General features: G+C 72.7%; 12 protein-coding genes and 1 riboswitch. Of the genes, 9 read left to right on the top strand and 3 right to left on the bottom strand.

Features of this window, described 5'->3' with window-relative positions; translation table 11 throughout:
- Nucleotide 1 precedes the first annotated feature (1 nt).
- Nucleotides 2–427, top strand: a complete 426-nt coding sequence (locus tag AB0D94_RS24570; protein ID WP_362055540.1) for an RICIN domain-containing protein — start codon at nucleotides 2–4, stop codon at nucleotides 425–427.
- A 463-nt stretch (nucleotides 428–890) separates the two neighbouring features.
- Here the strand turns inward: AB0D94_RS24570 and AB0D94_RS24565 are convergent, their stop codons facing one another.
- The gene (locus tag AB0D94_RS24565) at nucleotides 891–1,196 is read right to left on the bottom strand and encodes a 4a-hydroxytetrahydrobiopterin dehydratase (RefSeq protein ID WP_362055538.1); all 306 of its coding nucleotides are present in this window, start codon (nucleotides 1,194–1,196) and stop codon (nucleotides 891–893) included.
- A 172-nt stretch (nucleotides 1,197–1,368) separates the two neighbouring features.
- Here AB0D94_RS24565 and AB0D94_RS24560 point away from each other — a divergent pair, with 172 nt between their 5' ends.
- The 6 genes from AB0D94_RS24560 to AB0D94_RS24535 all read left to right on the top strand — a co-directional run bounded on the left by AB0D94_RS24560 (nucleotide 1,369) and on the right by AB0D94_RS24535 (nucleotide 8,486).
- Nucleotides 1,369–3,183, top strand: a complete 1,815-nt coding sequence (locus AB0D94_RS24560) for an FAD-dependent oxidoreductase (protein ID WP_362055536.1) — start codon at nucleotides 1,369–1,371, stop codon at nucleotides 3,181–3,183.
- Between the two features lie 40 nt (nucleotides 3,184–3,223).
- Nucleotides 3,224–4,027 carry a helix-turn-helix transcriptional regulator gene (locus AB0D94_RS24555; protein ID WP_362055534.1) on the top strand — a complete coding sequence of 268 codons (804 nt, stop codon included), beginning with the start codon at nucleotides 3,224–3,226 and terminating at the stop codon, nucleotides 4,025–4,027.
- Between the two features lie 146 nt (nucleotides 4,028–4,173).
- Entirely contained in the window at nucleotides 4,174–5,199 is a 1,026-nt protein-coding gene (locus AB0D94_RS24550) for a hypothetical protein (RefSeq protein WP_362055532.1), read from the top strand.
- Nucleotides 5,196–5,759 carry a toxin-antitoxin system, toxin component gene (locus AB0D94_RS24545; RefSeq protein WP_362055530.1) on the top strand — a complete coding sequence of 188 codons (564 nt, stop codon included), beginning with the start codon at nucleotides 5,196–5,198 and terminating at the stop codon, nucleotides 5,757–5,759. The genes AB0D94_RS24550 and AB0D94_RS24545 overlap by 4 nt, the downstream gene beginning before the upstream one ends.
- 118 nt (nucleotides 5,760–5,877) lie before the next feature.
- The gene (locus tag AB0D94_RS24540) at nucleotides 5,878–7,323 is read left to right on the top strand and encodes an FAD-dependent monooxygenase (protein WP_362055529.1); all 1,446 of its coding nucleotides are present in this window, start codon (nucleotides 5,878–5,880) and stop codon (nucleotides 7,321–7,323) included.
- Nucleotides 7,320–8,486 carry an MAB_1171c family putative transporter gene (locus tag AB0D94_RS24535; RefSeq protein ID WP_362055527.1) on the top strand — a complete coding sequence of 389 codons (1,167 nt, stop codon included), beginning with the start codon at nucleotides 7,320–7,322 and terminating at the stop codon, nucleotides 8,484–8,486. The genes AB0D94_RS24540 and AB0D94_RS24535 overlap by 4 nt, the downstream gene beginning before the upstream one ends.
- 34 nt (nucleotides 8,487–8,520) lie before the next feature.
- Here AB0D94_RS24535 and AB0D94_RS24530 read toward each other — a convergent pair whose 3' ends face one another.
- Nucleotides 8,521–9,390, bottom strand: a complete 870-nt coding sequence (locus AB0D94_RS24530) for a bifunctional 5,10-methylenetetrahydrofolate dehydrogenase/5,10-methenyltetrahydrofolate cyclohydrolase (protein WP_362055525.1) — start codon at nucleotides 9,388–9,390, stop codon at nucleotides 8,521–8,523.
- A 33-nt stretch (nucleotides 9,391–9,423) separates the two neighbouring features.
- Nucleotides 9,424–9,517: riboswitch (ZMP/ZTP riboswitch) on the bottom strand.
- Nucleotides 9,518–9,574: 57 nt separating this feature from the next.
- On the opposite strand from AB0D94_RS24530, the gene AB0D94_RS24525 reads away from it, so the two are divergent.
- Together AB0D94_RS24525 and AB0D94_RS24520 are read left to right on the top strand one after the other, a co-directional pair.
- Nucleotides 9,575–10,336 carry a methyltransferase domain-containing protein gene (locus AB0D94_RS24525; RefSeq protein WP_362055523.1) on the top strand — a complete coding sequence of 254 codons (762 nt, stop codon included), beginning with the start codon at nucleotides 9,575–9,577 and terminating at the stop codon, nucleotides 10,334–10,336.
- Between the two features lie 216 nt (nucleotides 10,337–10,552).
- Entirely contained in the window at nucleotides 10,553–12,124 is a 1,572-nt protein-coding gene (locus AB0D94_RS24520; protein ID WP_362055521.1) for an RNA polymerase sigma factor, read from the top strand.
- Nucleotides 12,125–12,257: 133 nt separating this feature from the next.
- Here the strand turns inward: AB0D94_RS24520 and AB0D94_RS24515 are convergent, their stop codons facing one another.
- Nucleotides 12,258–12,608, bottom strand: a complete 351-nt coding sequence (locus AB0D94_RS24515) for a hypothetical protein (RefSeq protein WP_362055519.1) — start codon at nucleotides 12,606–12,608, stop codon at nucleotides 12,258–12,260.
- Nucleotides 12,609–12,698: the final 90 nt, after the last annotated feature.

The following is a 12,698-nucleotide window of genomic DNA, read 5'->3' as shown; positions in this document are numbered from 1 at the left end:
CGTGAACCTTTCCGAGGGGCTGTTCAGGATCCGCAACGTGCAGAGCGGGCTGGTGCTCCAGCTGGAGGGCGCCTCCCGGGTGCGGGTCGGCCCCGACGGGCCGCCCGCTCCGGCGGCGGCCCGCCGGTGGCGGATCTCGCCGGTGCACAGCGGTGGCGGGATCTTCCATGTGGTCAGCGAGGACAACGACCGGCGGCTGGACGTCGCGAACGCCTCGACGGACAGCGGCGCCCGGGTGCAGGTGTGGCGGGCCAACGCCTTCGGCGCGCAGGAGTGGATCGTCGAGGAGCACCTCGACGATCCGGGCGTGGTGTCCCTGATCGCGTGCATCAGCGGTCTGTCGCTGGAGGCCGATGAGGAGGGCCGGGTCCGGCAGGTCGAGGACACCGATTCCCCCGCCCAGTGGTGGCGGCTGGAGCCGCTCTGACCCGGGGCCGGCCGGCGGGGACCGGGGCCGGCCGGGTCGGACAGTGCGCGACCCGGTGAACCTTTCCGGTCACAGCACCAGGCGGGTGCGGGGTGTGGGGCGGGGACGCTCCAGAGCGTCTCCTCGGCTCGCGCACTTAGCCCATGCTGCGAATGTCCGGCCCGGGTTGCGCGCTCGTCCTGCGGGGACTCTCCTGCGCGACCCCGCCCCACGCCTCGGCTCCGGAAGCGGGCCCTGGCGACCGTCGGAAGCCGTGGTGGAGGGGAGTGGGGCCGCGCAGGGGTGTCCCCGCAGGACGAGCGCGCAACCTGGGCCGAGGGCGTCGGATCGGGCTCAGGCCGCGAGCCGAGGAGACAGCCCGGAGGGGCACCGCGGACCGACCCCACCGACCAGGCCCCACCGAAACGAGCCCAACCCCCGCCAAGCCGCCCGCAGGGGCCCGGTATCGGGGAGCGGGCCGGCATCAGCTCGCGCCGTGCGCCGGGGCGAGGGCTTCGACGCGTTCGGCGAGGGCGAAGTCGGCTTCCGTCACGGCGCCGCCGGCGTCGTGGGTGTTCACCGACAGGCGGACGGTGTGGTAGCCCAGGGTCAGGTCGGAGTGGTGGTTCAACTCCTGTTGCACGGAGGCGATGTGGGCGACCAGGGCGCTCGCCGCGAAGTGCGAGCCCAGTCGGTAGGTACGGAAGATCCGGTCGTCCTCGAAGGCCCAGCCCGGGAGTTCCCGCAAGCGGTCCTCGATCTCCTTCTGCGACAGCGGCTCACTCGGCATGCACCGGCTCCTTTTCCCGTGACGTGGAGTCAAGGTTCGCACAGCACGCGCCGGTGTGAACCTTTCGCGCCATAGTGCGCTCGGGTACTTCCGTGCCTTCCGTGCCGGGCGCGGCCCCCCTATGCTCCTGCGCCGGACGAGACTGTTACCAGCGGTAACGAGGGGGCACCGGATGACCGGCACGGGAAGTTCCAGGCGCACGTTCATGGCGGGCGCGGCTGCCGGGGCCGGGGCCCTGGCGGCCGCCGGGGCCGCGGCGGTCCCGGCGGCGGCGGCCGGCACCGCTGCCGGCGCGGCCGCTGCCGCCGCTCCTGCGACACCGCCGAACGGCCGCAGCGTCGCCGTACTCGGCGGCGGGGTCGCGGGCCTGACGGCCGCCCACGAACTGGCGGAGCGCGGCTACGCCGTCACGGTGTACGAGCGCCGGGCGCTCGGCGGCAAGGCCCGCAGCATGGACGTGCCCGGCAGCGCCCGCGGCGGGCGCCGGCCCCTGCCCGCCGAGCACGGCTTCCGCTTCATCCCCGGCATCTACCACAACCTGCCCGACACGATGCGGCGCATCCCCTTCCCCGGGAACCCGAACGGGGTGTGGGACAACCTCGTCGCACCGCCCGAGATGATGTTCGCCCGGGCCGGGGGCCGCGAGGACCTGCGCGCACCCATCCCGTGGCCCGGCCACTCCGCCGCCGAGCTGACGCCCGACGAGCTGCGGCGCGCCCTCGGCGGCATCCTGCAGACCCTGGTCCGCCTCCCCGTGCACGAGACGGCGTACTTCGTCGACCGCGTGCTCGTCTTCCTCACCAGCTGCGACGAGCGGCGCGACGAGGTGTGGGAGCACACGCCCTGGTGGGACTTCGTGCGCGCGGGGCGGATGTCCTCCGAGTACCAGCGGATCCTCGCCGTCGGCATCACCCGCAACATCGTGGCCACCAAGGCCGAGGAGGCCTCCACCCGTACCGTCGGCACCCTCGGCGAGGCCTTCGTCTTCAACGCGCTCGGCCGCGGCGCTGACGGCCCGCCCGACCGGATCCTCAACCTGCCGACCAACGAGGCCTGGATCGACCCCTGGGAGGCCCATCTGCGCTCCCTCGGGGTGGAGTTCAAGGTCGGCTGGACGGTACGCGAGGTGCGGTACGGGAGCGGCCGGGTGAGCGGGGTCGTGGTCCTGGACCCGGCCGGGGCGCCTCGGACCGTCACCGCCGACCACTACGTGTCGGCCCTGCCCGTCGAGCACGCCCGCCGCACCTGGAGCGCGGGCCTGCGGGCCGCCGATCCGATGCTGGGGCGCTGCGACGCGCTGGAGACCGACTGGATGACGGGCATCCAGTTCTATCTCACCGAGCGGGCCCCGCTGGTGCACGGGCACGTCAACTGCATCGACTCCGCCTGGTCGTTGACCGCGATCCAGCAGGCGGAGCACTGGCCGTCCCGCGACTTCCCCGCACACTACGGGGACGGCAGGGCGGTGGACTGCCTGTCGGTGGACATCTCGGAGTGGGACAAGCCGGGGATCCTGTACGGGAAGACGGCCAAGCAGTGCACCCGCGAGGAGGTGGCGCGGGAGGTGTGGGCGCAGCTGAAGGCCTCCCTCAACGACACCGGGAGGACCGTGCTGGCCGATTCCGCGCTGCACTCGTGGTTCCTGGACCCGGGCGTGGACGGGCTCGGCACCCCGAACCCCACGAACGAGGACGAGCTGCTGATCCACCCGACCGGCACCTTCCACAACCGGCCGAGCGCGGGCACCCGCGTCCCGAACTTCTTCCTCAGCGGGGACTACGTGGCCGTCGACATCGACCTGGCCACGATGGAGGGGGCCAATGCCTCGGCCCGCGCGGCGGTCAACAGCCTGCTGGACCGCGACGGCTCGACGGCCGCCCGGTGCACGGTGACGCCGCTGTACCGGGCGCCGGGGGTGGAGGCCGCCCGGCGGCACGACCGGTGGCGCTACCGGCTCTGCCTGCGCAACCTCTTCGACCTGGGATGAGCGCGCCCGGCCGGGCCGGTCAGGAGCTAACGTCGTGGACATGACGACGGCGAAGGTGGGCACGCTGCTGCGCGGCTGGCGGGAGCGGCGCGGAATCAGCCAGCTGGAGCTGGCGGGACGCGCCGACTCCTCCTCCCGGCACATCAGCTTCGTGGAGAACGGGCGGTCCCGGCCGAGCGAGGAGATGGTGCTGCGGCTGGCGGACCATCTGGACGTGCCGGTCCGGGACCGCAACGCGCTGCTGCTGGCGGCCGGTTACGCGCCCCGGTACCCGCACACCCCGCTGGACGATCCGTCGATGGGGGTGCTGCGCGAGGGCCTGGAGCGGCTGCTGACCGGCTACGAGCCGTATCCGGCGCTGGTCGTGGACGGGACCTACACGGTGGTGGCGGCGAACCGGGGCATCGCGATGCTGATGGAGGGGATGCCCGGTCACCTGCTGGCGCCGCCGCTGAACTCCATGCGGCTCACCCTGCACCCGGAGGGGCTCGCCCCGCGGATCCACAACCTGCGGGAGTGGCGCGGGCACCTGCTGGACCAGATGGAGCGGCAGATCGCCCTGTCGCGCTCGGAGCCGCTGCGCGCGCTGTACGAGGAGGTCGCGGCCTATCCCGTGGCGGACCGGCCGGGCGGGCACGACCCCGGGACCACTGAACCGGAGGAGGCGATTCCGTACATCGCCCTGCCGCTGCGGATCGAACACGACGGGCACCTGCTGTCCTTCGTCTCCTCCATCTCCACCTTCAACACGCCGATGGACGTGACCGTCGCCGAGCTGGCCGTCGAGACCCTGCTCCCCGCCGACCCGGCGACGGCGAAGTACCTGCACTCACTGAGCTCCTGAGCTCCTGAGCCGACGGCCATGCCAACCTTTCTTGAGCCCGAGGGCAGCAAAGGTTGGGGGCGCCCTGGTTCGGCGAAGGGTTGGGGGCTAGGCTTCACCCAGCCCAGAACACTCGAACTCCTTCTCGACTCACGGAGAATCCGCAGGTGCGAGCCGCCGCCCGACCCGCCCTCGCCGCAATCTGGCGTCGTATCGAGGAGCTGGCGGAGCAGCGCGGCAAGGATCCCGCCGAGGTGCTGGCCGTGGAGCGGCTGAGCTGCCTGTCCGGGGTCGAACCCGGCCGGATCCGCGGGGTGGTGGCGGGCACGGTCCGCGAGCTGCCGCTGGACCAGCGGGTGCACCGGCGGTTCCTGCGCCTGCGGGCCACCCGGCGCGACAAGCACGGCCGGGAGTGGCCGCTCGCCGCCATCGCCGACGACTTCGGCGCGCCCGGCGCCTCCCTCGGCCCCCTCAACGCGGGCACCGGACTGCCCCGGCTGGGCCACGCGGCCGGCGTACAGCGCTTCTTCGGGGTCTACGCGGGCTTCCTGCTCGCCGACAGCAAGAGCGCGGTGGAGCGGGCCCTGGCCCTCACGTCAGCCAGCGCCCCGGACCGCGGGGACGACATGGAGCACCTGTCCTACCTGACGGGCATGACCCCGCACGCCATCCGGCTGACCCTCGACGGCAGTCCGCCCCGGCTGTCTCTGAAGGAGCAGGTGCACCAGCGGTTCGAGCACCTGCGCCGCACCCGGCTCCGCGAGGACGGCCAGCCCCACGCGCTGGCCGCCATCGCCAAGTCCTTCGACGCGTCGGGGCAGTCCCTGACCCGGCTCGCCCAGCGCGAGGGCCTGCCGAACCTGGCGGCGGCCGCCGGGATCCAGCGCTTCTACGGCGTCGAGGGCGGCTTCCTGCTCGCCGAGGACGCCGAGGCGCTCGCGGCCGTGCTGTCCGGGATCGAGCGCGAACTGGAGTCCGCCGAGCGGGAGGCGGAGAACCCGATGCTGGCGGTGATGCGGGGGCACGACGTACGGAGCATCGTCACCCGGGCCGGGCGGCTGTCCCCGCAGGGCTGGAAGTCACTGGCCGACCACTTGGACGATCTCCTCGCACGCGAGGGGCAGCTCGGACTTCCGGGCACGAACGGCGGGGCACCGGCCGAGGGCCGCCCCGCCGAGGGGGGAACGCCATGAGGACCACGCGGGCCATGCGGAGGCTGGGCTGCGATCTGCTGGAGGACGCGCGGCTGGCGCCGCCGGCGGATGCCACCGAGATCATCGCGCACGTGTGCGCCGCGTACGGCCGACGGCGCGGCGGGCGGGCCGTGGACTTCCGCTTCGCCCCGTTCCCGCCCGGCACCGCCAGCGGGCTCTGGCTCCAGATGGACGAGCGCGATCTCCTCGTCATCGAGGAACGCACCCGGCCCGAACACCAGCTCGTCATCGCCTGCCACGAGTTATGGCACGTGGACGAGGGCACTTGCGACAGCCACGGACCGGGCATGGCGGTGGCCGCGCGGCTGACGGGGCACAGCGGCGGACTCGCCGAGCTGCTGCGCTCGCAGGCCGGGCTGAGCTCGGTGGTTCGGCAGGCGGCCGCCCGGGCCGACCAGGAGGATCCGGCGGAGATCCGGGCCGAGATCTTCGGCCTGCACCTCGGCAAGATCCTCAAGGGGTACCTGCCGCCACCCCGGGAAGAACAGTTCCCCGAGGCGATCGAGCGCATCAAGACCTCGCTCGGCTGGGGACGTTGAGCGCCGCGCCGGCGGCCGGCCCAGAGCACGACCTGGGCGGACGCGGGCCGTGCGCCACCTCGCCGAGCAACTTCCCCGCCGATGCCCTTCGCACGGCCCTGACAGAGAGCACCACACGATGACCCAGTCTTCCCCGCCCCGCCACGCCGTCGTCATCGGCGGCAGTATGGCCGGCCTGCTCGCGGCCGCCGTGCTCGCCGAGCACGCGACGGTCACGATCATCGACGCGGACAGCCTGCCGGAGCGCCCGGCCCCCCGGCGCGGACTCCCGCAGGCCCGGCACGTCCACGTCATGTGGTCCGGCGGGGCACGCGCCATCGAGGAGATCCTCCCGGGCATCACCGCGGACTGGACGGCGGCGGGCGCGATCCGCCGCAGCCTGCCCACCGACCTCGTCACGAAGACGGCCCAGGGCTGGATCCCGCGTTTCGGCGAGAAGCAGTTCAACATCTCCTGCAGCCGCGACCTCCTCGACTCGGTGGTCCGTGCCCGGGTGGCCGGCCTGACCGGGGTCTCCACCCTCCAGCAGAGCCGGGTCAGCGGCCTGGAGGGCACGGCGGCCCGGGTCACCGGCGTCCGCGTCGACACCCCGGAGGAGGCGGGCAGGCTGATCGCCGCCGACCTGGTGGTCGACGCGAGCGGACGCGGTTCGCGCGCCCGGACCTGGCTCCAGGAACTCGGGGTCAGCGGCATCAGGCGGGCCGAGGTCGACTCCGGACTGGTCTACGCGACGCGGATCTTCGAGGCGCCCGCCGGAGCCCACGAGGCGAACTTCCCCATCGTCAACGTGCAGTCCGACCCGCGCGTGCACGTACCCGGCCAGACGGCCACCATCGTGCCCATCGAGAACGGCCAGTGGCAGGCCACCCTGTCCGGCACCCGGGGCGGCCAGCCGACCGGCGACCCCGACCAGTTCATCCCCTTCGCCAAGGGCATCCGGGACCCGATCGTCGGTGAACTCCTGGAGGGCAAGAAGCCGCTGACGGACGTCGCCGTCACCCAGGGCACCGCCAACCGCCGGATCTACTTCGAGAAGGCCGACCTGCCCGACGGCTTCTTCGCCGTCGGCGACTCGGTCGCCACCTTCAACCCGCTGTACGGGCAGGGCATGACGGTCGCCGCCCAGGGACTGCTGGCCGTACGCGCCCTGCTGCGCGCCAAGGGCGGGCTCGCCCACCCCTCCCTGGGCCGCGAGGCGCAGCGGGCGCTCGCCCCGCAGGTGAGCACCGCCTGGGAGCTGGCCACCTCGCAGGACATCCTCTACCCCGGCGCCACGGGGATGCGGCCGCGGGCGGGCGCGGGGGCCCTCAACGCGTACGTCGACCGGCTGATGACGGGCGCCACCACCCGGGAGACGCTCACCGCGGCCTTCCTCCAGGTGATCACGATGAGCAGCGCGCCCACGTACTGGCTGCGTCCCTCGGTGATCTGGCGCGTGCTGCGCGCCTCGGACCGGGACGCCCTGAAGGCGCCGCCGGTGACGGCGGCCGAGCGGATCGTCGCCGGTCTCGACCGGGGGGCCGACCCGGTGGGCCCGGCCGACCCCGTCGGCCGGGCCAGATGAATGACGGCCTCATCCTCTACGTGCCGGGCGCGGTCCTGATCCTGGTGCTCCTCGCCAAGGCTCCGACGCTGCGCCGGGGCTGGGACCAGCCGCTGATGCGGGCGGTCTGCGCGCTGCTCGTCGTCGGCTCCCTGGTCATGTTCCTGGCGGCGCCGCCGACGATCGCCGCGGTCAACCGCCTCACCGGGGTGGTCAACTTCTCGGCGCCGCTCGTGTTCGGGGTGCTCACCGCCTTCTCGGGCTCCTGCGTGGTGCTGGTCCTGCAGTGGGGAGGCGGCCCGCCGGCCGTGGTCCGGCGGGCGACGCGGCTGACGGTGGCCGCCTTCGGCGGGGTGTCGCTGCTGATCGTCGTCCTGTTCGTGATCGGCGACGCGCCCGTGGAACGGCTGCGCGACCTGGACACGTACTACGCCAACACGCCGTGGATCCGCGAGATGATCATCTGCTACCTGCTCGCGCACACGGTCGGCAGCTCGGTCCTTACGGGGCTGTGCGCGAAATGGCTGATGAGCGCCGACCACTCGCTGCGGCCGCTGCGCAGCGGACTGGCCCTGATCGTCTTCGGCGGGCTGCTGGACCTCGGCTACCTCGTCGTGAAGTGGGCCGCGCTGGGTGCCCGCTGGACCGGGCGCGACTGGGACCTGCTGTCCACGCACGTGGCCCCGCCGCTGGCCTCCGGGGCGGCCCTGATGGTCGGTACGGGCTTCATCGTGCCCCTGGTCGGCGGATCGCCGGCCTGGCGGGACTTCAGCCGGTACCGGCGGCTGCACCCGCTGTGGAAGGCGCTGCGCGGCTTCGCCGCCTCCAGCGTCCGCACGGTGCCGCTGACCTGGTGGTCGCCGGTGGGGATCCGGCTGATCCACCGGGAGTCCGTCATCGACGACGGGATCCTGGCCCTGGCCCCCTGGTTCGACCCCGCCGTGCGGCGGGCCGCGTACGAGGCCGCGCGCGGGCAGGGCCTGTGCGAGGCGCGGGCCGCGGTGGTGGCGGACGCGGCCGTGCTGGCCGCGGCCTGCCAGGGCCGGGCGGCCGGTGCCGGGCCCGGGCACCCGGACCCGTACCGCCTGGACAGCAGGCCGCTGACCGCCCTGTCCCGGGAGTTCCGCCGCTCCCCCGTCGTCGCCGCTGCGCGCCGGGCCGCGGCCACGGCCGCGCAGAGCTGAGGGCCGGGGCCCGAGGCCAGGGCGGCCGGCGCCGTCAGAGGGCCGCGAGGTCCAGGCCGGCCTGCGCTGCGGCCGCCTGGACGGTCTGCTCCAGCAGGACGGCGATGGTCATCGGGCCGACCCCGCCCGGTACGGGGGTGATCAGCGAGGCCCGGGCGGCGGCCGACTCGAAGTGGACGTCGCCGACGTTGCCCTCGTTGTACCCGGCGTCCAGGACCACCGCGCCCGGCTTGATGTCCTCGCCGCGGATGAACTCGGCCTTGCCGACGGCGGCGACCAGCACGTCGGCCTGGCGCACGATCGAGGGCAGGTCCTGGGTGCGCGAGTGGCAGTAGGTGACGGTGGCGTTCTGCTCCAGCAGCAGCATCCCGGCGGGCTTGCCCAGGATCGCGCTGCGGCCGACGACGACGGCGTGCTTGCCGGTCAGGTCCACGTCGTAGGCGGCGAGCAGCCGCATGATCCCGCCCGGGGTGCAGGAGACGAATCCCGGCAGGCCGAAGCCCATGGCGGCGAAGGAGTGCATGGTGACCCCGTCGACGTCCTTGCCCGGGGCGATGGCCTCGAAGGCGGCCCGCTCGTCGATGTGGTGCGGGACGGGGTGCTGGAGCAGGATCCCGCTGATCTCGGGGTCCTCGGAGAGCGCGGTGAGGGTGGCCACCAGTTCCTCGGTGGTGGTGGCGGCCGGCAGCTCCACGTGGCGGGAGGTGATCCCGGCCTTGGCGCAGCGGTTCTGCTTCATGCGTACGTAGGTCACGGACGCGGGGTCCTCGCCGACCAGGACGGTCGCGAGGCAGGGCGCGGTGCCGGTGCGCTCGGTGATCTTCGCCGCGTGGGCGGCGGTCTGCTCCGAGATGCGCCGCGCGAGGGCGGTGCCGTCCATCAGCTGGGCAGTGGCGGTCGTCATGGGGTCTCCTGAACGTCGCTGCGGATCGCGGTCGCGGTTCGCCCAGGCGCGCGGCAGTCGACATACGGGAGTACGCCGGGCCGCTCCCCGGTGGTGATCCACCCGAACGCCAGTCACGGCCCGCCGTCCACTGTAGTCGACATATCCGGTGGTTGACCGGCGCCCGACCTGGGACGATCTAGACATGACGCGCACTTTCGACCACCTCGTCGCCGAAGCCGAATCGGTCTCCGTGGACGGCTGGGACTTCTCCTGGCTCGACGGCCGGGCCACCGAGCAGCGTCCCTCCTGGGGCTACCAGGGGCTGCTGCGGGAGCGCCTGGCCGGGGTCCGCTCCGTGCTCGACATCCAGACCGGCGGCGGCGAGGTGCTCGCCGGGGCCGGTCCGCTGCCCCCGCTGACGGTGGCCACCGAGTCCTGGCCGCCCAACGTCCAGAAGGCCACGGAGCTGCTGCACCCGCTCGGCGCGGTCGTGGTCGTCGACACCGACGAGCCGCCGCTGCCCTTCGGGGACGGGGCCTTCGAGCTGGTCACCAGCCGGCATCCGGTGACCATCTGGTGGGACGAGATCGCGCGCGTGCTGCTGCCGGGCGGCTCCTACCTCTCGCAGCAGGTCGGTCCGGCGAGCGTCTTCGAGCTCGTCGAGTACTTCCTCGGCCCGCAGCCGGAGGATGTCCGGCGCGGCCGGCACCCCGACGACGCAGTGACCGAGGCCACGTCGGCCGGGCTGGAAGTGGTCGATCTGCGCTCCGAACGCCTGCGCACGGAGTTCCACGACATCGGAGCCGTGATCTACTTTCTACGGAAGGTGATCTGGATGGTGCCCGGCTTCACGGTCGGGCAGTACCGGGACCGGTTGCGCGAGCTGCACGAACGGATCGAACGCGAAGGCCCGTTCATCGCGCACACCGCCCGTTTCCTCATCGAGGCCCGCAAAACGGGCTGACCGCGGGGCCGGACGGATCCGCGCCGAAATCGGTTGCGCGGCCACAGCGTGGCGCAGGTCACTCAATTCAGCGCGTAACGAATCGACTCGGGCGTGCGATGAACCGACAGGTGTCCTCGCGCGGCCCCGGAATACAGACCCCCCTCGGGTCTGTTTCCCGAGTTCGCGCGATGATGTCCCGTCCACCCCATATCTGTTCGCAACGAGAGGCTCCTTGTGTCGCTCAGCCCGTCCCGTACGTTCCCTCCGGAGATCGCCGAATCGGAGGCCCTCGTCGCGCTCGTCGAGCGCGGCCGCGAGCAGGGTCACATCAACGGTGACGACGTGCGCCAGGCCTTCGAGGCCGGCCGCATCCCGGTGGACCAGTGGAAGCGGGTCCTGCGCAGCCTGAACCAGGTCCTGGACGAGGAGGGTGTCGCCCTCCACGTCAGCGCGGCCCCCGCCACCAAGGCTGCCGCCAAGAAGCCCCGCAAGGCCGCCGCCCCCGCCCGCACCGTGGCCAAGAAGGCCGCCGCCGCGCCGCGCCCCATCGGCGCGCGCAAGACCGCGGCCGCCCCCGTCGCCGCCGCGGCGGCTATATCGGCCGACACCGAGGCCGCTCCGGCGGACTCGGCGGAGCTCGCCGAGCCGAAGAAGCGCACGGTCAAGAAGGCCGCCGTGAAGAAGACGGCCGTGAAGAAGACCACCGCGGCGAAGAAGACCGGTGCCAAGGACGCCGACGAGGGCGAGACCCCCGTCGCCGAGGGCGAGGACTGGGCCGCCGAGGACCTCGCCGACGAGGCCGAGGAGGAGGCGCCGAAGACCGGCGGCTCCCAGGGCTTCGTCCTGTCCGACGACGACGAGGACGACGCCCCGGCGCAGACGGTCATGGTGGCCGGCGCCACCGCCGACCCCGTCAAGGACTACCTCAAGCTCATCGGCAAGGTGCCGCTCCTCAACGCCGAGCAGGAGGTCGAGCTCGCCAAGCGCATCGAGGCGGGCCTGTTCTCCGAGTACAAGCTCGAAGAGGAGGAGGACCACAAGCCCGCCTTCAAGCGCGAGCTGGAGATCCTCGTCGAGGACGGCCGCCGCGCCAAGAACCACCTGCTGGAGGCCAACCTCCGCCTCGTGGTCTCCCTCGCCAAGCGCTACACCGGCCGCGGCATGCTCTTCCTGGACCTGATCCAGGAGGGCAACGTCGGCCTGATCCGCGCCGTGGAGAAGTTCGACTACACCAAGGGCTTCAAGTTCTCCACGTACGCGACCTGGTGGATCCGGCAGGCGATCACCCGCGCCATGGCCGACCAGTCGCGCACCATCCGCATCCCCGTCCACATGGTCGAGATCATCAACAAGCTGGCCCGTGTCCAGCGCCAGATGCTCCAGGACCTCGGCCGGGAGCCCACTCCGGAGGAGCTGGGCAAGGAACTCGACATGACCCCCGAGAAGGTCATCGAGGTCCAGAAGTACGGCCGCGAGCCGATCTCCCTGCACACCCCGCTGGGTGAGGAGGGCGACAGCGAGTTCGGTGACCTCATCGAGGACTCCGAGGCGGTCGTGCCCGCCGACGCGGTCTCCTTCACCTTCCTCCAGGAGCAGCTCCAGTCCATCCTGGGCACGCTCTCGGAGCGCGAGGCGGGCGTGGTCTCCATGCGCTACGGCCTCAACGACGGCCAGCCGAAGACCCTGGACGAGATCGGCCGCGTGTACGGGGTCACCCGTGAGCGCATCCGCCAGATCGAGTCCAAGACCATGTCGAAGCTGCGTCACCCCTCGCGTTCGCAGGTGCTGCGCGACTACCTCGACTAAACCGGTCGGGAGACGGGCCCTCGGGGCGTGAACGGCAGGGAGGCACCCTGCGGAACCGGACAGGCGTGCTCGCGCCGGATCCGCAGGGTGCCGCACCACCCGTCCGTGATCAGCGGCGTCCCCGGCCGTCGGGTCAGTGGATGACCCGGAAGCTGCGCCAGGGGAGGCTTGCGGGGGCCGTCACGTTCGAGAGGGTGGTGGCGACGTAGATGCCGTCGTCGCGGTCGCTCTTGCGGCAGTCCGGCGTCCGGTACAGGACGACGTCGACGAGGGTGTTGTTCTCCACGTGGGTGGCGCCGTGCGGAACGGCGATGCGGTGGCAGCCCTTCACCAGGGTGTTGGAGTAGCTCACCTCGAGCGTGGAGTCGTGGCCCCGGAAGCTGAGCATGCCCACGGTGCTCCGGCCCAGGCCCGAGCAGGCGGTGGCGGTCAGCAGCAGTGCTGCGACCCCGGTCATGACGCCGATACGCCGGCTGTGGGTCATGGCGCGGTCCTCGTCTGTGCGGTGGCGGCTGTCAATGGCCACAGCCTGCCCCGGCCGGGTGGGGACGGCATCCGGGGTGCGGCCGTCCGG

It is taken from the genome of Streptomyces sp. NPDC048255 (assembly GCF_040652415.1).
In the GTDB taxonomy this organism is placed as follows: domain Bacteria; phylum Actinomycetota; class Actinomycetes; order Streptomycetales; family Streptomycetaceae; genus Streptomyces.
This window is presented reverse-complemented; position numbering and strand designations above follow the sequence as displayed.